Raw genomic sequence first — 25,106 nt, forward strand, 5'->3', positions numbered from 1 at the left:
GAAATCAACGCGCAAATCCGCCCGGTTCAGAACACCTCGGACAACGCGTTTTCCTTCACCGCCTCCATCGCCACGTAGGTCGAGGTTTTCGACACATGCGGCAAGGTGCTGATCTGTTCGGCCAGCACCCGGCGATAGTCCTGCATGTCCTGTGTCCGGATCTTCATCAGGTAATCGAAATTCCCCGCGATCAGATGCACCTGTTCGATCTCGGGGATCCGCTTCACCGCCGCGTTGAACTCCGCCAGCGCGCTTTCCCGCGTATCGGTCAGACTGACCTCCACGAAACTCACGTGGTCCAGCCCCAGCCGGATCGGGTCCACCAGCGCCCGGTACCCCGAGATCACGCCGTCCCGCTCCAGCTTGCGCAGCCGCGCCTGTGTCGGCGACTTCGACAAGCCGATCCGCCCGGCCAGTTCGGTGATGCTGATCCGCCCCTCCGCAACCAGCACGCGAAGAATCGCCTTGTCGAACTGATCCAGCTCGCTTGCATCCATTTGACTTGTCCTCCCGGTGAATTACCGTCCGTTTATCCCGCGCAACCACACCAATCGGGAAATCAGATCAGAAATACAGTGATACACTAGTCCAAACCGCCACTCCCCAGCAAGAGGACCGCAATGCCCTACGATTCCGACCTGCGCCGTGTGATCGACCAGACCACCTATGCCGAAGAGGCCGAAACCGTCGCCCGCCTGACCGAGGTGGCGGGCCTGTCGGAAGAGGACCGCGTGCGCATCTCGAAATCCGGCGCCGACCTCGTGCGCCGCATCCGCAACCAGTCGGACCCGGGGCTGATGGAGGTGTTCCTCGCCGAATACGGTCTTTCCACCGACGAGGGCATCGCGCTGATGTGCCTGGCCGAAGCGCTCCTGCGCGTGCCCGACGCCGACACGATCGACGCCCTGATCGAGGACAAGATCGCGCCGTCGGACTGGGGCAAGCACATGGGCCATTCCACCTCGCCGCTAGTCAACGCCTCGACCTGGGCACTGATGCTGACCGGCAAGGTGCTGAAGGACGACAATCCGGGCCCCGTCGGCCACCTGCGCGGCGCCATCCGCCGCCTGGGCGAGCCCGTCATCCGCACCGCCGTCGGCCGCGCCATGCGCGAAATGGGCCGCCAGTTCGTGCTGGGCGAGACCATCGAGTCCGCCATGGACCGCGCCGCGAAGATGGAGAAGAAGGGCTACACCTACTCCTACGACATGCTGGGTGAGGCCGCGCGCACCGACGCCGACGCCATCCGCTATCACCTTGCCTACTCCCGCGCGATCAGCGCCATTTCCAATGCCTGCACGCACAAGGAAATTCGCAAGAACCCCGGCATCTCGGTCAAGCTCTCGGCCCTGCACCCCCGCTACGAGGTCGCGCAGCAGCATCAGGTCATGGACGTGCTGATGCCCCGCCTGCGCTCGCTCGCCATCCTCGCGAAATCCGCCCGCATGGGCCTCAACATCGACGCCGAGGAAGCCGACCGCCTGTCGCTCTCGCTCGAGGTGATCGAGGCCACGCTCTCCGAGCCATCGCTCGCCGGATGGGACGGTTTCGGAGTCGTGGTCCAGGCGTACGGGCAACGCGCCTCCCATGTGCTCGACTACCTGCATGACCTGTCGCAAAAGCTGAACCGCCGCATCATGGTCCGCCTGGTGAAAGGCGCCTACTGGGACACCGAAATCAAGCAGGCCCAGGTCGAAGGCATCGACGGCTTTCCGGTCTTCACTTCCAAACCGGCCACCGACATTTCCTACATCGCCAACGCGCGCAAGCTCCTGTCGATGACCGATCACATCTACCCGCAATTCGCCACGCACAACGCCCATACCGTGGCCGCCATCCTCGACATGGCACGCGAGATGGAGAAAGGCCCCGAGACCTTCGAATTCCAGCGCCTGCACGGCATGGGCGAGTCGCTGCACAACATCGTCATGAAGGACCACGGCACCAACTGCCGCATCTACGCCCCCGTCGGCGCCCACCGCGACCTCTTGGCCTATCTGGTGCGCCGCCTTCTGGAAAACGGCGCCAACTCCAGCTTCGTCAATCAGATCGTGGACGAGGACGTCGCCCCCGAAACCGTCGCCCGCGACCCGTTCGAGGCCTACAAGGACGACCGCCCACAACTGCCCACCGGGCCGGAACTCTTCCTGCCCGAACGGCCCAATTCCAAGGGCTTCGACCTCAAGCACCAGCCGACGCTCGACGTGATCGAGGCCGCCCGCGGCCCCTTCGCCAACGCCACGTGGGACGCAGCCCCGCTGATCGCGGGCAAGGCGGCCCCGGAAGACCCCGAAGCGGTCTCGAACCCCGCCGACCCTTCCGACAGCCCCGGCACCGTCGCAACGGCCAGCAAGGCCGACATCGAAACCGCGCTGTCCTCGGCCGCGCCCTGGGACGCCTCGATCGAGGAGCGCGCGAAAATCCTCAACGCCGCCGCCGATCTCTACGAGGAAAAATTCGGCGAGATCTTCGCCATCCTCGCCCGCGAGGCCGGCAAGACCCCGATGGACGCCGTGGCCGAACTGCGCGAGGCCGTGGACTTCCTGCGCTATTACGCCGCCAACGCGCCGCAGGACCCGCCCGTGGGCACCTTCACCTGCATCAGCCCGTGGAACTTCCCGCTGGCGATCTTCACCGGCCAGATCAGCGCCGCCCTGGCTGCCGGCAACGCCGTGCTCGCCAAACCGGCCGAGCAGACTCCGCTGATCGCCCATTACGCCATCTCGCTCATGCACAAGGCCGGCGTGCCGAAAACCGCCGTGCAACTCCTGCCCGGCGCGGGCGACGTGGGCGCGGCGCTCACGTCTGACGCCCGCATCGGCGGCGTGGCCTTCACCGGCTCCACCGAAACCGCGCTCAAGATCCGCGCCACCATGGCCGAGAACCTCGCCCCCGGCGCGCCGCTCATCGCCGAAACCGGCGGGCTCAACGCCATGATCGTCGATTCCACCGCCCTGCCCGAACAGGCCGTGCAGGCGATCGTCGAATCCGCTTTCCAGTCGGCGGGCCAACGCTGCTCCGCCCTGCGCTGCCTCTACGTACAAGAGGACGTGGCCGAAGGCTTTACCGAAATGCTCACCGGCGCGATGGACGCGCTTTCCATGGGCAAACCGTGGTCACTCTCGACCGATGTCGGCCCCGTGATCGACACCGAGGCCCGCGACGGCATCGCCGCCCATATCGAACAGGCCCGCGCCGACGGGCGCCTCATCCACGAGATCCCCTCGCCCAATTCCGGCTGCTTCATCGCGCCCACGCTGATCAAGGTGAACGGGATCGAGGACATGCAGCGCGAAATCTTCGGCCCCGTCCTGCACATGGCCACCTTCAAGTCGCGCAACCTCGACAAGGTGATCGGCGCCATCAACGGCACCGGCTATGGCCTGACCTTCGGCCTGATGACCCGCATCGACGACCGCGTCCAGCACGTGACCGAGGCGGTGCACGCCGGCAACATCTACGTCAACCGCAACCAGATCGGCGCCATCGTCGGCAGCCAACCCTTTGGCGGCGAAGGCCTTTCCGGCACCGGCCCCAAGGCGGGCGGCCCCAACTACCTCGCGCGCTACACGTCCCGTCCGGCGGATCACACGGATGCCACCTGGGACAAAGACATGGACGCCAAGGCGGTGCAATCCGCGCTCGACAAGGCCGCCAAGGGCCACACGCCCGACCCGGTCGAGGCCATTGTCCTGCCCGGCCCCACCGGCGAATCCAACCGCCTGACGGCCCACGCCCGCCCGCCGCTCCTCTGCCTCGGCCCGACCAAGGAGATGGCCGAGGCGCAGGCCAAGGCCGTCGAGGCCCTGGGCGGCCGCGCCCTGCGGGCCACCGGCAAAGTCGAGCCGGATGCCCTCACCACGCTCTCGGGCTTCTCCGGCGCGCTTTGGTGGGGTGACGCCGACACGGCCCGTGCCTATGCATCGGCGCTCAGCCAGCGCAATGGCCCGATCCTGCCGCTGATCACCGGCCTGCCCGATACCGGCCACGTCATGGGCGAACGCCATGTCTGCGTCGACACCACGGCGGCAGGCGGCAATGCGGCCCTTCTGGGCGGCGTCGCTTGAGCAAAGGCCGGCGCCCCGGCTTTTTCTTGCTGAAAATACTCATATCCCGCCGCCCGCCACGGGCGCGGGATATGACGTATGACACCTCGCCAAGACCACCGCGCCCATTTTCTGCGCAGAAAATGGATTGGAAAATACAAATTTTCCAAATCAGAATTTGCGCAAATTCTGCCCGCCCGGCCGCACGCGCGCGCTTGACCTTCCCGCGGCGCGCGGCCACCTTGCGTCAATGATCCCCATACGCGACCATAACCCCTCGGGGCGTATCCCATTCGTCACCTACGGGCTGATGATCCTCAATATCGGGATCTTCCTCAGTTACTTCCCCGCGCTCTCGGGCGATCCGCGCGCGTTGATGGTGTTCTATTACGACTGGGCGATGGTCCCGGCGCGGGTCACCAGCGAAGGCACTTACAGCACGCTGATCACCTCCACCTTCCTGCACGGCGGCTGGATGCACCTTGCCGGCAACATGCTGTTTTTGTGGATCTTCGGGAACAACATGGAAGAGGAATTCGGCCATGTGGGCTACCTCCTCTTCTACCTCGCCTGCGGGCTTGCCGCCAGCGGCGCGCAACTCGTTTCGGCGCCGCTCAGCCAGGTGCCCACGGTCGGCGCCTCGGGCGCCATCGCCGGGGTGATGGGCGGCTACCTGCTCCTGTTCCCCAAGGCCAAGATCGACATCTTCATCTTTCTCGTCTTCATCATCCGCATCATCTCGGTCCCGGCCTGGATCATGCTGGGCCTCTGGTTCTTCTTCCAGCTTTTCGGCGGCGCCGGCAGCAGCGCGGATGATGGCGGCGTGGCCTACTGGGCCCATGCGGGCGGCTTCGTGGCCGGGCTCATTCTGACCCTGCCGCTCTTCCTGCGCCGCGGCGGCCCCGCCTATTGGGACCGCACCGAGGGCCATCCGCCACACCCGGAAGCGAAATACAAGCTCAGCCGCACGAACATCCCCAAGGTCACACGCAAATGACCCTGCACACGGCCAGTTGCCATTGCGGCGCCGTGCGCTTCACCGTCGATATCGACGGGCCCATCCAGGGCGCGATGCGCTGCACCTGTTCGTACTGCCGTCGCCGCGCGGCCCCCAATATCAGCGTGCCCCTGTCCCGCCTCACCATCACCCAAGGCGCCGACAACCTCAGCCTCTACACCTGGGGCACCGGCACGGCGCAGCACTATTTCTGCAAGACCTGCGGGATCTACACGCACCACCAGCGCCGCTCGGACCCAACCGAGTATGGCATCAATCTCGGCTGCATCGACGGCCAGAACCCCGCCGAGCACGAGCCGATCCCGTGGAACGACGGCGTCAACCACCCCTCGGACGCGAAAAAGACCTAAGGCGTTTCCGGGTCAGTCTGAAACATGCATCGCTTTTTGCCTCTCAAGAGGCAGTGAAAAGCGATCCAGTGTGTCCCTGAAACGCTCTAGACCGGCCTCAGGTGTTGCGGATGATCCCGGCGAACTTGTCGAAAATCGCCTCGTTGGCGCAGACCACGTTCCCGTCTTCCAACAGGTCGCCCCCGGGTGTCAGCGACTCGACGAAGCCGCCGGCCTCTTTCACGATGATGACACCCGCCGCAATGTCCCAGGCGTTCAGCCTGCGCTCCCAGAACCCTTCGTAGCGGCCTGCCGCCACATAGGCCATGTCCAGCGCCGCCGACCCCCAGCGCCGCACGCCCGCGCAGGTCGGCATCAACCGCGCCAGATCCTGCAACGTCGCAGGCAGGTCGCCGCGCCCGCCGAAGGGCACGCCGGTGGCAAAGATCGACTCGATCAGCTTGGACCGGCCCGACACCCGCAAACGCTTTTCGTTGATGAACGCACCCTCGCCCTTCTCGGCCAGGAACATCTCGTCCTTGGCGGCGTCGAAAATGACCCCCGCCACGACCTGCCCCTTGTGCTCCAGCGCGATCGAAACACACCAATGCGGCAGCCCGTGCAGGAAATTCGTCGTCCCGTCCAGCGGGTCCACGATCCAGCGCCGCGTCGGGTCCTTGCCCTCTTCGCCGCCGCCCTCTTCGGCCAGCCAGCCATAGGTCGGCCGCGCGCCCATCAGCTCTTCTTTAAGGATCGCCTCGGCCGCGATGTCGGCGCGGCTGACGAAATCGCCCGCGCCCTTCATGCTGACCTGCAGGTTCTCGACCTCGCGGAAATCCTTGACCAGCGACCGCCCCGCCTTGCGCGCGGCTTTCAGCATGATGTTGAGATTGGCACTGCCGGGCATGTCTCGGGCTCCTTTGGGGTCAGGCCGCGCGTATACGCGCGCCGGTCGCGCACCGCAAGAGGCCGCAAGCGCCCGCGCGGCGACACCCCTTTCCACTCGCGCGCCCTGCGCCTAGCATGGCGGCAAAAGCAAAGGAGGTCCGGCGTAATGGACAAGGTCAGCTTCACCCAGATGAAGGACGGCACCAGGGAAGATTACGAATTCCTGACCGCCCACGAGATCGACCACACCAAGCATACCGCGCAGCGCCTGCTCAAGGCGCTGGTCGAACTGGACGAAAGCCTGTCAGGCTACCAGATCACCCGGCTGGGCCATTCGGTGCAATCGGCCACCCGTGCCTGGCGCGACGGGGCCGATATCGACTGGGTCGTGGGCGCGCTACTGCACGATATCGGCGACATTTACGCGCCCTACAATCACGACGAATACGCCGCCACGATCCTGAAACCCTTCGTGCGCGAACAGGTCACATGGTGCGTCGCCACCCATGGCGATTTCCAGATGCTATACTACGGCCACCACCTCGACGGCGCCGATCCGAACAAGCGCGACCGCCACGCCGGCCACGCCTATTTCGACGACTGCGCCGAATTCTGCGAACGCTGGGACCAGGCCTCGTTCGATCCCGGCTACGACACCCTGCCGCTCGAGTTTTTCGCGCCCATGGTCGAAGAGGTCTTCGCCCGCACGCCCTACGACCCGGACGTCATCCGCCCCGGCGCGCGCGAACCGCTGGTCAATCCGGAGAGAGCCGCCGAACGCGGCTGAAACCGTCGCGCCCCGAAACCCGGGGCGCGACCTTGGCGCGCTAGTCCGTCGATGCGATCGTCGGCGCGTCGGGATAGCTGGTGCAGGTCCCGTGGCTGCCCGCCGGGTCCTGGCAGGCAGCGTTCAGGATGCCCCAGATGAAATCCACCTGCGTCGCCGTCACCGTGGGTCCGCCCACGCCGTAGAACCAGCTGGGATTGGGCGTGCCCATTTCCACCTGCTGATAGCCCAGCAGGTTGGGCCGCCAGCCCGCGCCCACACCGGCCAGGGTCGAGGTGCCGTCCTCGTCCGCCGCCGCCTGCGAATGGCAGGTCGTGCAGCTGGCCGAATTGACGAACCCGCCCTCGGTGATCGTGGCGCCGGTGCCCGTCGGGAGACCCGTCGCCGTGGTGAACGAGGTCTGGGTGCCCTTGAGGCGATAGTTCTTCCACGCCGGATCCTCGGCGCTGATCGTCCGTGGGTCCGGGTCGGTGGCTGCCGTGGCGATGCCCATCTCCTGGAACAGCGCCTGCAACTCCGCCGTGATCTCCTCGCCCGTCTCGGCTGGGTCATAGACCTCGCCACTCACGAACAGCGGGTCATTCCCCGTCACCTTGTCGTCGTTCAGCTCGATCTTCGGCGGGATGAACCCGGTGCCGAAATTCGCGCCCGCCTGCGCCGTGGGGTTCGCGTCGTAGCCAAAGCTGTCATTGCACCCGATGTAATCACAGCGCCCTTGGTTGGCGACATGCTCCATCGCGTACCAGTGCCATGTCGGCAGGTCCTTCGATGCGTTCGTCATCGCCAGCATGTAGTAATAGCCCGGCACTTGCTCCTCCCCGCCATCGCCGTCCAGGTAGACGGTCAGGTAGGGATAATCAGGGTTGTTCGGCACGTCGCTGCCGTCGATATCCTGGATAAGACCCTGGTCCATCAGGATATCCTGGTGCAGGAAATCCGCCTTCACCATCACCGCGTCGATCGGGAATCGCACCTCCAGCGCATGCGCGCCCGCGATGTCGCCCGCCTTGATCGCCGCGTTCTGCGCCCGGTTGCGCGCGCCCAGCCCCTCGCGGGAATAAAGGTCGTTTCGATAGATGTAGTCGGTCATCGACTTGTTGCGGAACACCAGCTCCAGCTCCAGGTCCCGCAGCAGCCGCCCGGGGTCGATCTCGTCGGCGGGCACAAGGCCCCTGTGATTGATCACCCCTTGCGCCGGCTTGCCGTTGGGCGTCGCGGGCAGCGGGCTGATCGGATCATAATCCGCCCTGAAAACCGGGCATTGAGTCGGCTGATCCCCCTGCACCGGCGCCGCGTCGGGATCGCAGCAATTGCTGGTCACCTCCGCGCTGCACAGCGGCAGCGGGCTCTCGGGCCAGATCGTCTGGTCGATCCCCCAGGTCCAGAACTCGGCGGCCACCGCGTTGATCAGCTGCGCCCATGCAAAGGCATCGGGACAGGTCGCCGCCCCCGACACCGCGTTGATCCCGGCGATTGCGGCCGTGCCGTTCTCGACCGTGACCGCGCAGGTGTCGGCATCCTGCACGAAACTGCGGTACAGCATGAATTTCTGCAATCCGTTCGGCCCGTCCTGCGCCTGAACCGGCAGCGCCGTCAGTCCCGCAACTGCGGCCAGAATGGCCGACGGTCCGGTGAATCTCGGTATCATCATCTGAAAAACCCTTCGTTTGCTTGAAATGAACCCATCTGTCACTCGCACCAATGGGCTTACCTTACGTAAGTCAGCGATTCCCGCTAAGGTTTATTTTGATTTTTTTGTTTACCTTTAGATTGTTCCGCCCAACCCCGCCGCGCCGCACCCCAAGAAAATGCCGCCCGCGTCTTTCCCTCGCCCTGCCATTTGGGTATTCCGGCCAAGACCTCATTTTCCGATCACGGGACCCGCATCATGGCGATGGAAAAGACCTTCAACGCAGCCGAGGCCGAACCGCGCCTCTCCGAAGCCTGGGAAACCTCAGGGGCCTTCAAGGCCGGCGCCAACGCCAAGCCAGGGGCCGAGACCTATTCCATCATGATCCCGCCCCCGAACGTGACGGGGTCGCTGCACATGGGTCATGCCTTCAACAACACGTTGCAGGACATCCTGATCCGCTGGCACCGGATGCGCGGCTTCGACACGCTGTGGCAGCCCGGCACAGACCACGCCGGCATCGCCACCCAGATGGTAACCGAGCGCGACATGGCCGCGAATGGCGAGCCCACGCGCACGGAAATGGGCCGTGAGGAGTTCGAAAAGCGCGTCTGGCAGCAGAAGATCAAGTCGCGCGGCACCATCATCGGGCAACTGAAGCGCCTCGGCGCCTCCTGTGACTGGTCGCGCGAGGCGTTCACCATGTCCGGCGCCCCCTCGGCCCCCGAGGGCGAGGAGGGCAATTTCCACGACGCCGTCATCAAGGTCTTCGTCGACATGTTCGAGAAGGGCCTCATTTATCGCGGCAAGCGGCTGGTCAACTGGGACCCGCATTTCGAGACCGCCATCTCCGACCTCGAAGTCGAGAATACCGAGGTCGCGGGCCACATGTGGCACTTCAAGTACCCGCTGGCGGGTGGGGCCACCTACACCTATGTCGAGCGCGACGAAGACGGGAATGTCACCCTCGAAGAAGAGCGCGACTATATCTCCATCGCCACCACGCGCCCCGAAACCATGCTGGGCGACGGGGCGGTCGCGGTTCATCCGTCAGATGAACGGTACGCCCCAATCGTCGGAAAACTTTGCGAAATTCCCGTTGGTCCGAAAGAGCACCGCCGCCTGATCCCGATCATCACCGACGATTACCCGGACCCCGATTTCGGATCGGGCGCGGTCAAGATCACCGGCGCGCATGACTTCAACGACTACGCCGTGGCGCAGCGTGGAGGCATCCCCATGTACCGCCTGATGGACACCAGGGGCGCGATGCGCGACGACGGCCCGGCCTATGCCAGGATGGCCGAGATCGCCATGGCCGTCGCCAAGGGTGAGCGCACCCTGACCGAGGCCGAGGCCGACACGATCAACCTCGTCCCCGACGATCTGCGGGGCCTCGATCGCTTCGAGGCGCGCGAAAAGGTCGTCCGGCAGATCACCGACGAGGGTCTCGCGGTCAATGTTGAAAATGATCAAGGCGAGACCGTGCCGCTTGTGGAAAATAAGCCGATCATGCAGCCTTTTGGCGACCGCTCGAAGGTCGTGATCGAGCCGATGCTGACCGATCAGTGGTTCGTCGCCACCGACAAGATCGTCGGCCCCGCCATCGAGGCGGTGAAATCCGGCGAGGTCACCATCCTGCCCGAGCAGGACCGCAAGGTCTATTTCAACTGGCTGGAAAACATCGAGCCGTGGTGCATCTCGCGCCAGCTCTGGTGGGGGCACCAGATTCCGGTCTGGTACGGGTTCGACCTTGCCGCACCGGACTTCCGCGATGCCGAAGGCGACGGGGCCCTCGATCTTGTTGAAATGCTTGACGTTCTCAACGAAAGCCACTTCGCACCTCTGATGGAATGCGGCCACGATTTCGAGGCCACCGCACAAGCCTTCGCGGCGCAGCTCACCGACCTGCCCACGCCCCTGCAATCCATGACCGTGGTCGAGGCGAAGGACCGCGAGGATGCCCTGCATCAGCTTGCCTCCAGCCTCGCCGACTACACCGCCAGCCAGGACCCGACGCATCTCGTCTACCCGGTCTGGCGCGACCCCGACGTGCTCGACACCTGGTTCTCGTCGGGCCTCTGGCCCATCGGCACACTGGGCTGGCCCGAAAAGACCCCCGAGCTGGAAAAATACTTTCCCACCAGCGTGTTGGTCACCGGCTTCGACATCATCTTCTTCTGGGTTGCCCGGATGATGATGATGCAATACGCCGTCGTGGGCGAAAAGCCGTTCTCGGACGTCTATGTCCACGCGCTGGTGCGCGACGAGAAGGGCAAGAAGATGTCCAAGTCGCTTGGCAATGTGCTCGATCCGCTGGAACTGATCGACGATTACGGCGCCGACGCCGTCCGCTTCACCCTGACGGCCATGGCGGCCATGGGCCGCGACCTGAAGTTGTCGCCGCAACGCATTGCAGGATATAGAAATTTCGGCACCAAGCTCTGGAACGCCGCCCGTTTCGCCGAAATGAACGAGGCGGTCGGCAGCACCGGCGCGATCCCGCAGCCGAAACAGACCGTAAACCGTTGGATTCTCGGCGAAACCGCCAAGACCAAGGCGCTCGTCGATACGGCCCTTTCGCAGTATCGCTTCAACGATGCCGCCAACACGCTTTATGCCTTCGTCTGGGGCACGGTCTGCGACTGGTACGTGGAATTCTCCAAGCCGCTCCTGCTCGACGGCACGGGCGAGGTGAAGCGTGAGACGCAAGACACCATGGCCTGGGTCATCGACCAGTGCCTGATCCTGCTGCACCCCATCATGCCTTTCATCACCGAAGAGCTCTGGGGCACACTGGCCAAGCGCGAAGGCATGCTGATCCACGCCGACTGGCCCACCTATGGCGACGAGTTGATCGACGCCGAGGCCGATGCCGAGATGAACTGGGTCATCGCCCTGATCGACTCCGTCCGTTCCGCCCGCGCGCAAGTGCACGTGCCCGTGGGACTCTACACGCCACTCCTCGTGACCGAGTTCTCGAAATCCGCGCGCCTTGCCTGGGACAACAACGCCACGATGATCAAGCGCCTTGCCCGGATCGAGGCGCTGGAAGTCGTCGACAGCTTCCCCAAGGGCTGCATCACCATCCCCGCCGAAGGCGCCAGCTTCGGCCTGCCCCTGGCCGACGTCATCGACGTGGCCGAGGAAAAGGCGCGGCTGGAAAAGACCCTCGGAAAGCTGGAAAAGGAACTGGGCGGCCTGCGCGGCCGGCTGAACAACCCCAAGTTCGTCGAAAGCGCCCCGGAAGAGGTGGTCGAGGAAGCGCGCGAAAATCTCGCCGCCCGGGAAGAGGAAGAAAGCAAGCTGCGCGCCGCCCTCGACCGGCTGGCCGAACTGGGCTGACAAATCCCGGCTTTTTCTTGCTTAAAATACTCATAACGCCACGTCCGCCCCGGGCGTGGCGTTAACTATTCCGGGTGCCGGAAATTGGCACCGACGCGATGCCACCCAAATACCGACGCGATACCGACACGGGATTCGGGCGTTAACCTCTCCACCCTTCGCCTTGCACCCGGCTCAGGTTTGACGTTACCTCTCCGCATGACCGGCCCACGCTATACCGATATCGTCCGCGCCCTGCCCGCCTCGGTCCCCTTTGTCGGCCCCGAGGTCCGCGAGCGCGAAACTGGCACGCCCTTCGCCGCCCGTCTCGGCGCCAACGAGAATGTCTTCGGGCCTTCGCCCAAGGCCATCGCGGCGATGCAGGAGGCAGTCCACGACATCTGGAAATACAGCGACGCCACCAGCCACGATCTGCGCCACGCGCTGGCCGCACACCACGGTATAGCCCCTGAAAATATCGTTGTGGGCGAAGGGATTGACGGCCTTCTGGGGTATCTTGTCCGCCTGCTGGTCGAACCCGGCGATGCCGTCGTCACGTCCCAAGGCGCCTATCCCACCTTCAACTACCACGTCGCGGGTTTCGGCGGGGAGCTCCACAAGGTTCCCTACAAGGACGATCACGAAGACCCGACCGCGCTCTTTACTAGGGCGAAAGAGGTCGGTGCGAAACTCGTCTACCTCGCCAACCCCGACAACCCGATGGGCACATGGCACGATGGCGCGCTGATCCGCGCCGCGCTCGATGATCTGCCCCAAGGCTGCCTTCTGATGCTCGACGAGGCCTATATCGAATTCGCCCCCGACGGCACCGCGCCGGAGCTGGACATAGACGACCCGCGCGTCATCCGAATGCGCACCTTTTCAAAGGCTTACGGCATCGCCGGGGCCCGCATCGCCTATGCCATGGGCGCGCCTGACCTGATCCAGAGCTTCGACAAGATCCGCAACCATTTCGGCGTCAACCGCATCGCCCAGTCCGGTGCACTGGCGGCCTTGCAGGACGAGGCGTGGCTGACCAAGACGGTCGCATGGATGTCCGAGGCCCGCGACCGCATCGCCGAGATCGCCGCCGCCAACGGCCTGCACAGCCTGCCTTCGGCGGCCAATTTCGTCGCCGTCGACTGTGGCCACGATGGCGATTTCGCCCGCATGGTCCTGAATGAACTGATCGAACGCGACCTCTTCGTGCGCATGCCGGGTGTCGCCCCGCTAAACCGATGCATCCGCATCAGCTGTGGGCGCCCGCAGGATCTCGACCTGCTGGCACAGGCCCTGCCCGAAGCGCTGGCGGCGGCCCGTTCGTAAAATTTAACTGACAGCAACATTTCCTGCACTAAAATCACGTGTATGAGACGTGGCCAGATGCAAGAAGCACCGAACTATACCAATGCCGCATTGGTCATGGGGCTGGTCAATTTGCTTTGGATTTTCATGGCCTTGTGGATCATGTTCGGCCTGCCCGTGGTCATGGCCGTGGGCTACGGGCTGAACCTGTTGATCACGCGATTCAGCCGTTCGAACGCCTAGGCCGCGGCCAGAACCTGCGCCGCCTTCTGCACCGCACCATCGCCATGCGCGATATTCAGCGCAGTCAGCCCCGCCTCGACCGCCCCCAGCACACCCAGCAGCGCGTGACCGTTCAGGTGGCCCATATGCCCGATCCGGAAATAACCGGTGCTGCGCGGGTCCTCCTCGGTCTGCATGCCCAGCCCGATCCCCAGCGTGACGCCCATATGCGCCTCGACCCATTGGCGCAGCTCTTCGCCCAACGGCTTGCCGATCGCCAGTGACGTCACGGCCCGGCTACGATGCGCCGCATCCGGAATATTCAGCCTCAGCGGCCCCTCCGCGCTCCACGCCTCGCACGCGGCCCAGACCGCGCGGGCCAGCCGGTCATGCCGCGCCCAGACGGCCTCGATGCCTTCTTCGCCAAGCATATCAAGGGCTTCGCGCAGGCCATACAGGTGATGCGTCGGCGCCGTACCGCCGAAATACTGGTAGAAAAGCTCCGGCTCGGTCCGCGGCCCCCAGTCCCAATACCGGCTGACGCGCGGAACCGTCCGGCGCACGTCCGAAGCCTTTTCATTGAAAAAGACAAAGCCCAAGCCCGGCGGCGTCATCAGCCCTTTCTGGCTGCCCGCGACCATCACGTCGACGCCCCAGGCGTCCATCTCGAACCTGTCACAGGCCAGCGAAGCGATGCAGTCGGCGGCCAGCAGGGCCGGATGCCCCGCCGCATCCATCGCCGCGCGCACCGCGGCCACATCGTTCAGCACCGACGAGGACGTGTCCACATGTGTGACCAGAACCGCCTTGATATCATGCGCTTTATCCGCTCGCAGTGCGTCCTCGACGGTCTGTGGATCGACCGGCGCCTGCCGTCCGAAATCCAGCATCTGCACCTCGATCCCGCGCGCCTCTGCGACCTCGGCCCAGCCGTGCCCGAACCGTCCCGTCTCCAGCACCAGCACCTTTTCCCCGGGCTGCACCGTGTTTGCCAGGCCCGCTTCCCACGCGGCGTGTCCGTTGCCGATATAGATTGCGGCATGTCCCTTGGTCCGCGCCACGCCGCACAGGTCCGCCACCAGCTTCGGCATCATGTCCACCAACTCGCCGGCATAGATATTGGGCGAGGCGCGGTTCATCGCCCGCAGCACCCGGTCGGGCATGATCGAAGGGCCGGGAATGGCCAGGTAAGGGCGTCCGCCGGCTCCACTCATCACACGTCTCCATCTCAAGAATTGCGTGCAACTTAGCCGCATCACAAGCGCCGTCAATCGCGCTTGCTTGCCATGGGCGCGGCCTGCCCCTACATGGGGGCGTCATCGCAGACGGCGAAGGGTCTTCATGAAGTTCATCAAGCGGATCACCGAATGGGAGCGCAACCTGCGCGCCTCTTACAACACAGACCTGTCGACGCCGGAAAACCGCCGCCGGGCACGCATCTACAACCTGTGGTTCGACCACGAGATCCTGCGCGGCGTCTGGACCAATTTCTTTCAAATCGCGCCGGGGGTTTACCGCTCCAACCACCCGACGATGAAGCGATTCACGAAGATGAAGGAACAGGGCATCAACACCGTTCTGAACCTGCGCGGCGACTACCCCTCGGCCCACTACTTCACCGAGGTCGAGACCTGCCGCGACCTTGGCCTGGATCTCGTCAGCATCAGCCTCCAGGCCCGTCATGCGCCCCCCGCCGAGGACCTGCTGGCGCTGATCGACACATTCCGGACACTGGAAAAGCCGTTCGTGATGCACTGCAAGTCGGGCGCCGATCGTGCCGGACTCGCCTCGGCGATCTACCTGCTGGTGATCGAAGGGGCACCGCTCGACGTCGCCCGCCGCCAGCTTGGCCTGCGTTACCTGCACGTGCGGCGCTCCAAGACAGGCACGCTCGACCATATCTTCGACGTCTACGAGGCCCGCAAAGCCAAGACGCCCATCTCGTTCGAAGACTGGTTGAAGACCGAATACGACCACCTGGCCCTGCAAGCCGATTACCAGACGAACAACAAGCCCTGGTTCTGAGCGATTCAGTACCGCCGCACCAGGTCCTCGGGCCGGGCCCCGCCGAGGTAGCGCATCAACAACCACAGGTTCCGCCCACCACGGCGCAGCCACCCGTCGCGCCTGTAGCGTTCCGCGCTGGTCGTCACCGTCGCGGGCAAAAGCGTGATCCGCCGCCCCAGCGCCCTTGCAAGGGCCACATCCTCCATCAGGGGGATGTCCGGATAACCTCCGGCGGCATCGTAGTCGAACCGCGACAGCAACAGCCCCTGGTCCCCATAGGGCAGCCCGAAAACGTTGCTACGCAGGTTCGCCCAGCCTGCCACGACCCGCGGCATCAGCCCCCGCGAATCGAACGAAAGCCGGAACGCCGCCGGTCCCTGCCCGTTTGCGATATGCGCCTTCACGACCTCCGGCCAACCCGGCGGCAAACCCGTGTCCGCGTGCAGCACCAACAGCCACTCGCCCCGCGCCACGCGCACGCCCCGCCGCAATTGCCCGCCGCGCGACGCCGCGCCGGTGACCAGCACCGCGCCCGCGGCCTCGGCAATCTGGCTCGTGGCATCCTCCGATCCCCCGTCAGAGATTACCAGTTCCCGGATCAGCCCCGCCTCTAGCCCTTCGGCCAGCGCGGGCAGCGACCGCGCCAGCCCGGCCTCGGCGTTCAGTGTCGGCATCACCACGGAAAGTTTTGCCCGCATCGCTGCAAACCCTGTCATTTCATTGCCGGTTTCTTATATGACGCCCATGACAAAGACGAGGCCCCCGATGACCCGCAAGATATTTCAAATCACCGGCGCCGAGGCCAGGTCCTTTCTCCAGGGGCTGGTCACCAACGACATCGCGAAACTGGACCAGGGTCTGGTCTATGCCGCCATGCTGACACCGCAGGGCAAATACCTCGCCGACTTCCTTCTGGTCCCGTGGGACGGCGCGATCCTGCTCGACGTCGACGAAAGCCTGGCCGACGGGCTGCTGCAACGGCTCAACATGTACAAGCTGCGCGCCGATGTGCAGATCACGCAGACCGACCTTGCCGTCTGGCGTGGGACCGGCGAGCGTCCCGAGGGTGCCTTTGCCGATCCGCGCCACCCTGCCCTCGGTTGGCGCCTTTACGGTGCCGAGGCAGGCGATGACGGCAGCGATTTCGAGGCCATCCGCGTGGCGCATTGCATTCCCCGCACGAATGTCGAGCTGACGCCTGATACCTTCATCCTCGAGGCCGGGTTCGAGCGACTGAACGGCGTCGATTTCCGCAAGGGGTGTTATGTCGGGCAGGAAGTGACCGCGCGAATGAAGCACAAGACCGAACTGCGCAAGGGCCTCTCATCCGTTGCGCTCGATGGCAGCGCCCCGGTCGGCACGCCGATCACCGCGGACGGCAAGGACGTGGGCACGCTGTTCACCCAATCGGGCGACCGCGCCATCGCCTATCTGCGATTTAATCGTGCGAAAGGCGCGATGCAGGCGGGATCGGCGACCGTCACCCTGCCCGAGTGACGCGACGTCTCGACGCAGCCGGCCCGGCGCAGGCGGTGCGCCAGAGGATCAGGCGCGTTCGGCGTAATCCATCGTTTCGGTGTTGACGACGATTTCCTCGTCGGGGCCGACGAAAGGCGGCACCATCACCTTTACTCCGTTGTCGAGAATCGCCGGCTTGAAACTGTTGGCGGCCGTCTGCCCCTTGACCACAGGCTCGGTCTCGGCCACGCGGCAGTTCACCTTCTGCGGCAAAGTCGCGTTCAGCGCCTCGTTCTCGTAAAATTCGACGGTGATCGTCATGCCGTCCTGAAGAAAGGGACGGCGCTCACCCAAAAGCTCGGCAGGCAGTTCGATCTGCTCGTAAGTCTCTGAATCCATGAAGACAAGCATCCCGTCCGTCTCATAAAGGAACTGCTGATCCTTTTGCTCCAGCCGGACGCGCTCGACTTTGTCAGCACTTCTAAACCGTTCGTTAAGCTTTGATCCGTTACGAAGGTTGCGCAACTCCACCTGGGCGAACGCGCCGCCTTTGCCGGGCTTGACGTGATCCACTTTGACGGCACTCCAAAGGCCATCATTGTGCTCTAGGACGTTACCGGGACGTATTTCGTTTCCGTTGATTTTGGGCATTGTGACGAAACCATGACAAGAGGTTGATCGATATTAGACCAACCCTATATCTACCGAAGCGATGACGTGCAAGACGACGACATATCGTGCTGCAAGCGCAGCCAGCCATGCAGGAAATGCAAGGGTGTTATGTGATTGGGGGCTATCCGAATCGCAAAAAACTCTCCATAACCGGCGTCACGCCTGAAGCACAAGAGCAATAAAAACAAGGACGAAACATGAAAGATTTCGTTGACGGTACGGCTTTCAACGCTGAACAAGGCAACCGTGCCCGCAAACTCTTCGCAGCCGTCGTACTGGCTGCTCTGGACGACGCCATTGCCGACGACAAGAAGTATGGCAATGGGCCGGAACAGATCGCCCGCTGGGCCCGTTCCCGCGATGGACGCGAGGTGTTGTCCTGCGCCGGGATCGACCCGAACGAACGTGTCGTGACCGGTCTGATGGATTTCGTGGGCAAAGGTGTGCGCACCTCGGTTGCCCTGTCGCGCGAGGAAAGCGAGCGTCGCAATGCCGCCGCGCAGGCCGAAGCCGCCTGACACGCGACAAACCCCAAAGTGAAAGAGCCCTGCCGATGCGGCAGGGCTCTTTCGTTTCCAACGGTTACGTGGCGAACACGAAGGCCCAGATGAACAGCGGGAAAAGCTCCAACCCCGCCAACACCGCGATCAACAGCCGCGACCGCAAACTGGGAAACCGCCATATCAGAACGCCGCACAGCACCGCCGACACGCCCATTTCAATCGGCCCGACCACCCCGGCATGATGCGCCCTGTCCCAGTAACTGATCGGGCTTTGAAACACCCAGTCGGTCAGCGGCCAGAAATGCGGCCGTCCGTCATCGTGGTGCAAGGCCAAATCCAGCGCCAGATGCATCAGGCCTGATGCGGCAAACACCATGCCGTTCCGCGCGCCACACCACCACGACAATACCAGCCCCAGGCCCCAGACAAGAACCGAATTGTCGATCCGGAACACCTGTTGCCACGCGTCGGAAAAGTAAAGCGTGCCAAAAACATACCCCGGATCAAGCCCCAGCAGGTAAAGCGAGACCGCGACCATCACGTAAAGCGACAGATCAGGCGCCAGCCCGCCGGCCACAGCGGCAACCGTGCGCCGCCGATCAAACGGTCGGGCAAAGGCCGCCGCCGCGAATATCACGTGGGCCGGCGTGTTCATCTCTTCCCTCCCCGCCGGTGCAACCGTACCCCTGTGCACGAACTAAAGCGTTTCGCGATAACCCTGTGTCACAGCTTATCGCGAAACGCAGCACAACAGCCAATCGTTGCAGGCGTTTCGCCTTTCGCTGCTGGCTCAGGTAAAAGGCGAAACGCTTTATGGAGAGGCACCGTGGCAAAATCCATCATGATCCAGGGCACCGCCTCGAATGTAGGCAAGTCCCTGATCGTCGCCGGTCTGGGCCGGGCCTGCCTGCGCCGCGGCCTGTCCGTCGCCCCGTTCAAGCCACAGAACCTGTCCAACAACGCGGCTGTCACTGAAGATGGCGGCGAGATCGGCCGCGCCCAGGCATTGCAGGCCAGGGCCTGTGGTCGCGCGCCCCACACGGACATGAACCCTGTGCTGCTCAAGCCTCAGGCCGAGGGCGACATGCAGGTAATTGTACACGGGCAACGATGCACCGATCCCCGGCCTCTCCTGCCTCTGGTCATGGACAGTTTTCGAAGGCTCTGTGGAACTGCCGATCTGATCCTGGTCGAGGGCGCGGGAAGCCCGGCAGAGATCAACCTGCGCCAGTCGGACATCGCCAACATGGGCGTCGCCGAAGCCGCCGACCTGCCCGTCATCCTCGTGGGCGACATAGAGCGGGGCGGCGTCATCGCCCAGCTTGTCGGCACCCAAGCGGTGCTCGCGCCCTCCGACGCAGCGCGCATCAAGGCCTTTGCCATCAACAAGTTCCATGGTGATCCCCGGCTGTTCGACGACGGGCTCGCACAGATCGCCGCCCGCACCGGCTGGTCTTCGCTGGGCGTCATCCCGTGGTTCCACGACGCCTGGCGCCTGCCTGCCGAAGACGTGATCGACATCGCCCCGTCCGCCGGCGCCGGGCTGCGCGTGGCCGTACCTCAGCTCGATCGCATCGCCAATTTCGACGATCTCGATCCGCTCGCTTGCGAGCCGCAAGTCAGCGTCGAGATCATTGCGCCCGGCCGCCCCCTGCCGGGCGATGCAGATCTCGTGCTGATCCCCGGCAGCAAATCCACCATCGCCGATCTTGCCGCCTTCCGCGCCAATGGCTGGGACATAGACCTTGCCGCGCATATCCGTCGCGGCGGGCATGTACTCGGGCTTTGCGGCGGCTATCAGATGCTGGGCCGCTCGGTGTCCGACCCAGAGGGGATCGAAGGCACGGCTGGAACCGTTGCCGGCCTTGGCCATCTGGACTGCAAAACCGTCCTGGGTCCCGAGAAGCACCTGTCGCAGGCAAGAGCCACCTACCTGCCGACAGGCGAAACGCTGACAGGCTACGAGATCCACATGGGCCGCACGGAAGGTTCCGATTGTGCCCGGGCCTGGCTGTCCATCGACGGCCGCCCCGAGGGCGCCGCCGATCCCTCGGGCCGCATCATTGGCTGCTACATGCACGGGATTTTCGCTTCAGACACGTTCCGCGCAGCTTTCCTCGCCGGTTTCGGGCAACGATCAGAAATCGCTTTCGACATGTCTGTCGAGGCGGCGCTCAACGCGCTGGCCGATCACCTGGAAAACACACTGAACTTAGATATGATTCTGGATCTGGCCGAAACACCCAGGGGCTAGTCGAGGTCCTGGCCCATCATCGCGCGGTGGATTTCGCGCCGTACCAGTTTGCGAACGTTCCGCGTGATCCGTTCACCCAGCGTGCCTTGCAATTCCTGCCGCACGATCTCGCTCACCAGGTCGCGCAGCGCGTCCTCGTCCAGGACCGCGTCGGTATCCTCGCGGTACCAGCTATTGTCGTTTCCGGCATTCTCTGCCTCGACGATGCCGGACTTGCGCGCGTGCGAGGCCTGCCCCTCATCCTTCTCCGCCTCTGGCTCGGGGCGCGAGGTCTGGCCGGACGGCATGTCCGGCTCCGCAAAGGTCATGTCAGCATCCGGCTCGCCCGCGTCCCGGGCGGCATCAGCGGACTCTTTCTGCGTCAAGCGCGACGTGAAAACGGGCACGGTCGCCTCCAAATGATCCTCCCAAGGCAGCGGTTCAGTCCGCCCCCCGGCATAGGCGTCTTCGGACGCGCCATCCGGCTCCCATTGATCATCGCGCGCGGCGACGGCGGCCTCGACCTCCGCGATCCGCGCCTCAAGCTCTGAGCCCACGGTCTCACGCCCGGACCATTCGCCTTCGGCGGCAACGCCAGCCTCACCGGGCGCGGCATATTCGAACGCGACATCCTCATCTTCCGCGAACGTCGCCGCTTCGAAATCATCATCCTCGTCGGACAGGTCCTCGGGCCCGTCACCAGGCGACTCGTTCTCGTCTTGCCAAGTGTCAGGGGACGCGGCCATGTCGCCCTCTGCGGTCAGCCACTCTTTCAGCTGCGCGTCGTCACCCTGCGGCGACTCCTCGCTCTCTTCGGGCAACAGATCGCTCAGAGCCTCCGGCTGCGTTGTTTCGTGGTCGTCATCCGGGGCACCTTCATCCGACTGCTCTAGCGCCCCAGCCTCGGCATCTTCGGGATCGACCTGCCATTGCCCAAGCGTCAGATGCTGCGGGTCCTGGTCCTCTGGCGCTTTCACGTCATGCTCGGCGCTGTCCGCGTCGTCCTTCTGATCTTCCGGCTCAACCCGGAACGACGGGGTCAGCACCAGCCGCGCATCGCCTTTGGGCGCAGCCTGGTCCGGCTTGACGGGCGCGGCATCATCGGGCAGCCCGTGATTTTGGAGAGAATGGTCCGTGGCTTTCTCGGCCTCGGCTGCACGATCAGGGCTCGCGTCCTTCGAAACAGAGGGTTTGTCGACGGATACGAGCCGACGAATAGAAGACAAAACGTCTTCGATTTCCGCATTCGAGACGGGATCAGACATGCTCAACTACCATTCTTGCCTGTGCGTCACTGTAGCGGCTGCTGCATATTCGCACAACATTTTAGAACGCCGCCTTTTAGGCGCTTCCGCCGCTCCGGGCCCGCTTGGCGGTCATTTACGTCCAAGCGATTTCAGAACCCGGTCCAGTTGCTTGCCCTGCTTGCTCAGCGGCACCGGCGCATCCTTGACCAGGTTGTAATAGGCCGCCGGGTCGTAGGTCTGCACGTTCAGGTTCAGGTCCTTCGCCGTCAATTGGCCGATGGCCGAAAGTACCTGGTAAGCCGCGATGGCCACGTCTACATCCGCTGAAATCAGGTTGCTGCGTGCGTCGAGCAGTTCCTGCTCGGCGTTCAGCACATCCAGCGTCGTCCTCGCGCCCAGCGTCGCCTCTTCGCGGACGCCACGGAACGCAACTTGTGCTGCGCGCACTTGCTCACGGCTGGCTTCACGCACAACCCGGGCCGATTGCAAGATGGCAAACGCGTTGCCGACGTCCTGCACGACCGCGCGGCGCACAACGTGAAGGTTGCCTCGGGCCGCGTCACGCTGTGCCTGCGCTTGCCGCTTGGCCGAACTCAGCAGCCCACCCTGGTAGATCGGCGCCCGCATGTTCAGCCCGAAACTGCCCGACCGGTTGTAATCGCTGTTGTCCAGGCTTTCGCTGACGCCTAGCGTGCCTTGTGCGGTAAACCGCGGCTTCATCGCGGCATCGGCGGCCAGGATCGTCAAATCAGCCGATGCCACCCGGCGCTGTGCCTCCAGGATGTCGGGATGGTTGCGTACCGCGATGTTCTTCGAGGTTTCGACCCCGCCGGACAGGTTCGGCAACTGGCGCGGAGATTGCAACGCTCCCGGCGACCGGCCCACCACGGCAATGTATTCCTCGATCGCCTGCGCAAGGTTGCCCTGCGCCTGGGCCAGTTCCCCTTGCGTGCTGGCGACACGCGCTTCGGCCTGAGCCACGTCGGTGCGCGTCACCTCGCCCACTTCGAAACGGTCGCGGGCAGCCCGCAACTCCTGCCGCAGCAGGCGCAGGTTGTTCTGGCGCAGCGACACGAACTCGCGATTGCGTTGCACGTCGTAAAAGGCCGCCACGGCCCGCAACAACACCTGCTGCTCGATGCTGCGCAACGATTGCCTCGTGGCAAGGACGGTCTCTTTTGCAGCGTCGATCTGGAACCGGGTCTGGCCGAAATCGAACAGCAACAGTTCCAGCGTGACGCCGGTGCTGAACGTTACATCGCGCGTGGTATTGATCAGGTTGTTGCCCCGGCCCTCGCCGAAGTCCCGCGTGATGTCGGCCGTCCAGTTGATGATCGGCCGCAACCCGGCGACGGCCTGCGCCACATCCTCATCCGCCGCCCGCAACAGCGCACGGTTCTGCTCCAGCAGGCCGCTGTGCTCATAGGCCCAGGCTAGCGCCTGACCCAGCGTCTCGGATTTCGCAGCACCCGGTAGCGCCGTTGCGCCCGCCAGCACAAGAATTCCGGCCGCCATCCACTTCCTCACCATCGGGAAGGGGGCGTTTTTCGCTGTCGTTTCCGGCCTCTGCACGGCTTGCCCTCGCCCGATCATAGGGTAAACGCCGCGTGCCGTTCGAAGCCCGCCAGAACGGGCGCACCGGCATTGAAAGCAAACCGCCAATTCATCTCTCCGTCGATCTTGTAGCCCACGCGCACCGCGCCCAGTCCGCCCTCTGCGAAAAGGCAGGCGATGCGCCCGCCTTCCTTGATCTGGTCAATGATCGCTTCCGGCAGGTGTTCGACCGCGCCCTGAACCATCACCACGTCATAGGGGCCATGTTCCGCCGCACCGTCCGCCAACGGACCTTCGTGAACGATCACGTTGTCGGAGCCCTGCTCCGACAGGATCCCACGGGCTTCCTCGGCCATGTCCCCGATCTCCTCGACGGCAACCACGGCTTCACCCATGCGGGCGGCAACGGCAGATGAATATCCATAGCCACACCCCAGATCGAGCACCAATTCGTCGGCACGAATATCCAATGCATCCAGCATCTTGGATAGCGTCCGCGGCTCCAGGGCAACCCGACCGCCGCCAAGGTCGATATTCTCCCCGACATAGGCCGCCTCTCTCAGGTGACGGGGCACGAATGCTTCACGCGCGACCGACAGCATGGCGTCGATGATGGGAAACTTGGTGACATCAGAGGGGCGCACCTGGGTATCGACCATCATGGTCCGGCGCGCGGCGAAATCGGTCATCTGGTCTTCCCTGTAGTTGAAGAATCCTGCCTAACGTTTTGCCACAAACCCTCGCCCCTCACAATGGGCTTAAACCGAGCGGTACAGATCACACCTTCCCCGTTCAGGAAACAGTCGGCAAAACACCCCCCAGCCAGGTCTGTCGTACAGGTCTGCCGCCGGCTTCGTGGACGGCGACTTAAGCTTTCATAGCCCGCTCCTTCAGGTTGACAGGGCTTGGATAGCCGATAGTCGAGTGCCGAAGCTTGGGATTGAAAAGCCGTTTGATGTCGCCGAAGACGTATGCGCAAGCGTGGTTCCTGTTATTGTAAGTGTTGCGCCTGTTCCGTTCTGTTTTCTGCGACAAAAAACGCTCTCCGTCCCCGCGTTGTCCCGGACATTTACGAAACGGCTCATCCATTGCCGGGCAGGCGTACACAAGGCATGCCGCCGAGCGGCGAACATATGATACCGTGATCCGCCATCAGGCGCTGAAATGGTTCTTTCGTGTATTGGCTGCCTTGGTCGGAACGATGCAGAAGCTTTTTCGGCCTGCCCCTTAGCCAAATCACCAAGACCAGCGTATGCGTGACCATTCGCGATGTCATCCGATCGCTTATCGACCTTGCACAGGAGGTCTGGACATCGCGCCGACGAAACACTAAGCAAGCATTTCAGGCCAGACGGCCCACCACGGATGGCGAGTTGGCGGAGTGGTGACGCAGCGGATTGCAAATCCGTGTACACCGGTTCGATTCCGGTACTCGCCTCCATTTAATATCAATGACTTAGTATATTTCGACGTGAGCGCAGGCAGCAGCGTTTACAGTACCGTTTACACTTGTGTTCATGCTCTGCCCCTTTTGGCACCCGCCAGCTTTCGCAATACCGCGTCGGTTTCCGCCGGCGAAAACGCTCTCCACAAAATCCTGGCAAGTCCAACAATACAACGCGGCCAGCTTATCAAAAGTCGCTGCCAGCGTCAGTGGCCTGATCTGCTTGCGCAGAACCCGCTGCCCAGACGTATCGAAACCCACGATGTGAAATGTATCCTTGCCGATATCGATGCCGATCGACATCAGCCCATTTAAGTCTTTTTTCACCATGCTACTTCTCCAATAGGCAGAAGCAGGCAAAGCCGAACCTGCCGGTGAAGCAGCCGGTACATCCCATTGCCGGACATTCCTGGTGATTGCGGCGAAGGTCCCAAAGAAA

The 25,106-nt window shown here is 63.7% G+C and carries 21 protein-coding genes, 1 tRNA gene and 2 pseudogenes; 12 read left to right on the forward strand and 12 right to left on the reverse strand.

The genetic code is table 11. The features are described from left to right. Nucleotides 1-26: 26 nt before the first annotated feature. Nucleotides 27-497 (reverse strand): Lrp/AsnC family transcriptional regulator, encoded by a 471-nt coding sequence (locus PVV74_RS05100; RefSeq protein WP_274592472.1) that lies wholly within the window; start codon nucleotides 495-497, stop codon nucleotides 27-29. A 123-nt stretch (nucleotides 498-620) separates the two neighbouring features. On the opposite strand from PVV74_RS05100, the gene putA reads away from it, so the two are divergent. The 3 genes from putA (at nucleotide 621) to PVV74_RS05115 (ending at nucleotide 5,414) form a co-directional block, all read left to right on the forward strand. Beyond that, on the forward strand, nucleotides 621-4,067 hold the full coding sequence (gene putA / locus PVV74_RS05105) for a bifunctional proline dehydrogenase/L-glutamate gamma-semialdehyde dehydrogenase PutA (protein WP_274592473.1): 3,447 nt from the start codon (nucleotides 621-623) through the stop codon (nucleotides 4,065-4,067). Between the two features lie 229 nt (nucleotides 4,068-4,296). Then, nucleotides 4,297-5,043 (forward strand): rhomboid family intramembrane serine protease, encoded by a 747-nt coding sequence (locus PVV74_RS05110; protein WP_274592474.1) that lies wholly within the window; start codon nucleotides 4,297-4,299, stop codon nucleotides 5,041-5,043. Further along, nucleotides 5,040-5,414 (forward strand): GFA family protein, encoded by a 375-nt coding sequence (locus PVV74_RS05115; protein ID WP_274592475.1) that lies wholly within the window; start codon nucleotides 5,040-5,042, stop codon nucleotides 5,412-5,414. The genes PVV74_RS05110 and PVV74_RS05115 overlap by 4 nt, the downstream gene beginning before the upstream one ends. Before the next feature lie 97 nt (nucleotides 5,415-5,511). Here PVV74_RS05115 and PVV74_RS05120 read toward each other — a convergent pair whose 3' ends face one another. Beyond that, nucleotides 5,512-6,300: an inositol monophosphatase family protein gene (locus PVV74_RS05120; RefSeq protein WP_274592476.1), complete on the reverse strand. Its 789-nt coding sequence runs from the start codon at nucleotides 6,298-6,300 to the stop codon at nucleotides 5,512-5,514. Between the two features lie 147 nt (nucleotides 6,301-6,447). Here PVV74_RS05120 and PVV74_RS05125 point away from each other — a divergent pair, with 147 nt between their 5' ends. Beyond that, nucleotides 6,448-7,068, forward strand: a complete 621-nt coding sequence (locus tag PVV74_RS05125) for an HD domain-containing protein (RefSeq protein WP_274592477.1) — start codon at nucleotides 6,448-6,450, stop codon at nucleotides 7,066-7,068. Nucleotides 7,069-7,108: 40 nt separating this feature from the next. Here PVV74_RS05125 and PVV74_RS05130 read toward each other — a convergent pair whose 3' ends face one another. Then, on the reverse strand, nucleotides 7,109-8,719 hold the full coding sequence (locus tag PVV74_RS05130) for a hypothetical protein (protein ID WP_274592478.1): 1,611 nt from the start codon (nucleotides 8,717-8,719) through the stop codon (nucleotides 7,109-7,111). A gap of 237 nt (nucleotides 8,720-8,956) precedes the next feature. Between PVV74_RS05130 and PVV74_RS05135 the strand changes: the two genes are divergently transcribed. The 3 genes from PVV74_RS05135 (at nucleotide 8,957) to PVV74_RS05145 (ending at nucleotide 13,570) form a co-directional block, all read left to right on the forward strand. Then, a complete protein-coding gene (locus PVV74_RS05135) occupies nucleotides 8,957-12,043 on the forward strand; it encodes a valine--tRNA ligase (RefSeq protein WP_274592479.1) in 3,087 nt (1,028 codons plus the stop codon). A gap of 198 nt (nucleotides 12,044-12,241) precedes the next feature. Continuing rightward, complete coding sequence (locus tag PVV74_RS05140; RefSeq protein WP_274592480.1) at nucleotides 12,242-13,348, forward strand: pyridoxal phosphate-dependent aminotransferase; 1,107 nt, start codon at nucleotides 12,242-12,244, stop codon at nucleotides 13,346-13,348. A 57-nt stretch (nucleotides 13,349-13,405) separates the two neighbouring features. After that, nucleotides 13,406-13,570 carry a hypothetical protein gene (locus PVV74_RS05145; RefSeq protein WP_170067139.1) on the forward strand — a complete coding sequence of 55 codons (165 nt, stop codon included), beginning with the start codon at nucleotides 13,406-13,408 and terminating at the stop codon, nucleotides 13,568-13,570. Here the strand turns inward: PVV74_RS05145 and PVV74_RS05150 are convergent. Then, on the reverse strand, nucleotides 13,567-14,763 hold the full coding sequence (locus PVV74_RS05150; RefSeq protein WP_274592481.1) for a pyridoxal-phosphate-dependent aminotransferase family protein: 1,197 nt from the start codon (nucleotides 14,761-14,763) through the stop codon (nucleotides 13,567-13,569). The two genes, PVV74_RS05145 and PVV74_RS05150, sit on opposite strands and share 4 nt — an antisense overlap. Before the next feature lie 127 nt (nucleotides 14,764-14,890). Here PVV74_RS05150 and PVV74_RS05155 point away from each other — a divergent pair, with 127 nt between their 5' ends. Beyond that, nucleotides 14,891-15,574, forward strand: coding sequence for a phosphatase domain-containing putative toxin (locus tag PVV74_RS05155; protein ID WP_274592482.1), 684 nt, complete (start codon nucleotides 14,891-14,893; stop codon nucleotides 15,572-15,574). A 5-nt stretch (nucleotides 15,575-15,579) separates the two neighbouring features. On the opposite strand, the gene PVV74_RS05160 is transcribed toward PVV74_RS05155, so the two are convergent. Beyond that, on the reverse strand, nucleotides 15,580-16,254 hold the full coding sequence (locus tag PVV74_RS05160; RefSeq protein ID WP_274592483.1) for a TIGR04283 family arsenosugar biosynthesis glycosyltransferase: 675 nt from the start codon (nucleotides 16,252-16,254) through the stop codon (nucleotides 15,580-15,582). Between the two features lie 67 nt (nucleotides 16,255-16,321). Here PVV74_RS05160 and ygfZ point away from each other — a divergent pair, with 67 nt between their 5' ends. Further along, the gene (ygfZ, locus tag PVV74_RS05165) at nucleotides 16,322-17,053 is read left to right on the forward strand and encodes a CAF17-like 4Fe-4S cluster assembly/insertion protein YgfZ (RefSeq protein ID WP_103762310.1); all 732 of its coding nucleotides are present in this window, start codon (nucleotides 16,322-16,324) and stop codon (nucleotides 17,051-17,053) included. A gap of 48 nt (nucleotides 17,054-17,101) precedes the next feature. On the opposite strand, the gene efp is transcribed toward ygfZ, so the two are convergent. Next, entirely contained in the window at nucleotides 17,102-17,665 is a 564-nt protein-coding gene (gene efp, locus PVV74_RS05170; protein WP_103762309.1) for an elongation factor P, read from the reverse strand. Nucleotides 17,666-17,883: 218 nt separating this feature from the next. On the opposite strand from efp, the gene PVV74_RS05175 reads away from it, so the two are divergent. Continuing rightward, entirely contained in the window at nucleotides 17,884-18,204 is a 321-nt protein-coding gene (locus PVV74_RS05175) for a DUF6280 family protein (RefSeq protein WP_103762308.1), read from the forward strand. A 64-nt stretch (nucleotides 18,205-18,268) separates the two neighbouring features. Here the strand turns inward: PVV74_RS05175 and PVV74_RS05180 are convergent, their stop codons facing one another. After that, nucleotides 18,269-18,844 carry a cobalamin biosynthesis protein CobQ gene (locus PVV74_RS05180; protein WP_103762307.1) on the reverse strand — a complete coding sequence of 192 codons (576 nt, stop codon included), beginning with the start codon at nucleotides 18,842-18,844 and terminating at the stop codon, nucleotides 18,269-18,271. A gap of 171 nt (nucleotides 18,845-19,015) precedes the next feature. Here PVV74_RS05180 and PVV74_RS05185 point away from each other — a divergent pair, with 171 nt between their 5' ends. Next, the gene (locus PVV74_RS05185) at nucleotides 19,016-20,443 is read left to right on the forward strand and encodes a cobyric acid synthase (protein ID WP_274592484.1); all 1,428 of its coding nucleotides are present in this window, start codon (nucleotides 19,016-19,018) and stop codon (nucleotides 20,441-20,443) included. Here PVV74_RS05185 and PVV74_RS05190 read toward each other — a convergent pair. The 4 genes and pseudogenes from PVV74_RS05190 to PVV74_RS05205 form a co-directional block, all read right to left on the reverse strand. Continuing rightward, complete coding sequence (locus tag PVV74_RS05190) at nucleotides 20,440-21,687, reverse strand: hypothetical protein (protein ID WP_274592485.1); 1,248 nt, start codon at nucleotides 21,685-21,687, stop codon at nucleotides 20,440-20,442. The genes PVV74_RS05185 and PVV74_RS05190 overlap by 4 nt on opposite strands. A gap of 111 nt (nucleotides 21,688-21,798) precedes the next feature. After that, nucleotides 21,799-23,184, reverse strand: coding sequence for a TolC family outer membrane protein (locus tag PVV74_RS05195; RefSeq protein ID WP_274592486.1), 1,386 nt, complete (start codon nucleotides 23,182-23,184; stop codon nucleotides 21,799-21,801). A 74-nt stretch (nucleotides 23,185-23,258) separates the two neighbouring features. After that, on the reverse strand, nucleotides 23,259-23,912 hold the full coding sequence (locus tag PVV74_RS05200) for a protein-L-isoaspartate O-methyltransferase family protein (protein ID WP_103762303.1): 654 nt from the start codon (nucleotides 23,910-23,912) through the stop codon (nucleotides 23,259-23,261). A gap of 178 nt (nucleotides 23,913-24,090) precedes the next feature. Beyond that, nucleotides 24,091-24,514, reverse strand: a pseudogene (locus PVV74_RS05205) (IS3 family transposase); the annotation flags it as partial. 76 nt (nucleotides 24,515-24,590) lie between these two features. Here PVV74_RS05205 and PVV74_RS05210 point away from each other — a divergent pair. Then, nucleotides 24,591-24,664 (forward strand) — tRNA-Cys (locus PVV74_RS05210). 201 nt (nucleotides 24,665-24,865) lie between these two features. Here the strand turns inward: PVV74_RS05210 and PVV74_RS05215 are convergent. Further along, nucleotides 24,866-24,997: pseudogene (locus PVV74_RS05215) on the reverse strand (IS110 family transposase); the annotation flags it as partial. Between the last annotated feature and the right edge of the window lie 109 nt (nucleotides 24,998-25,106).

This window comes from Roseovarius sp. SK2, assembly GCF_028807495.1.
GTDB classification, from domain to species: Bacteria; Pseudomonadota; Alphaproteobacteria; order Rhodobacterales; family Rhodobacteraceae; genus Roseovarius; species Roseovarius confluentis.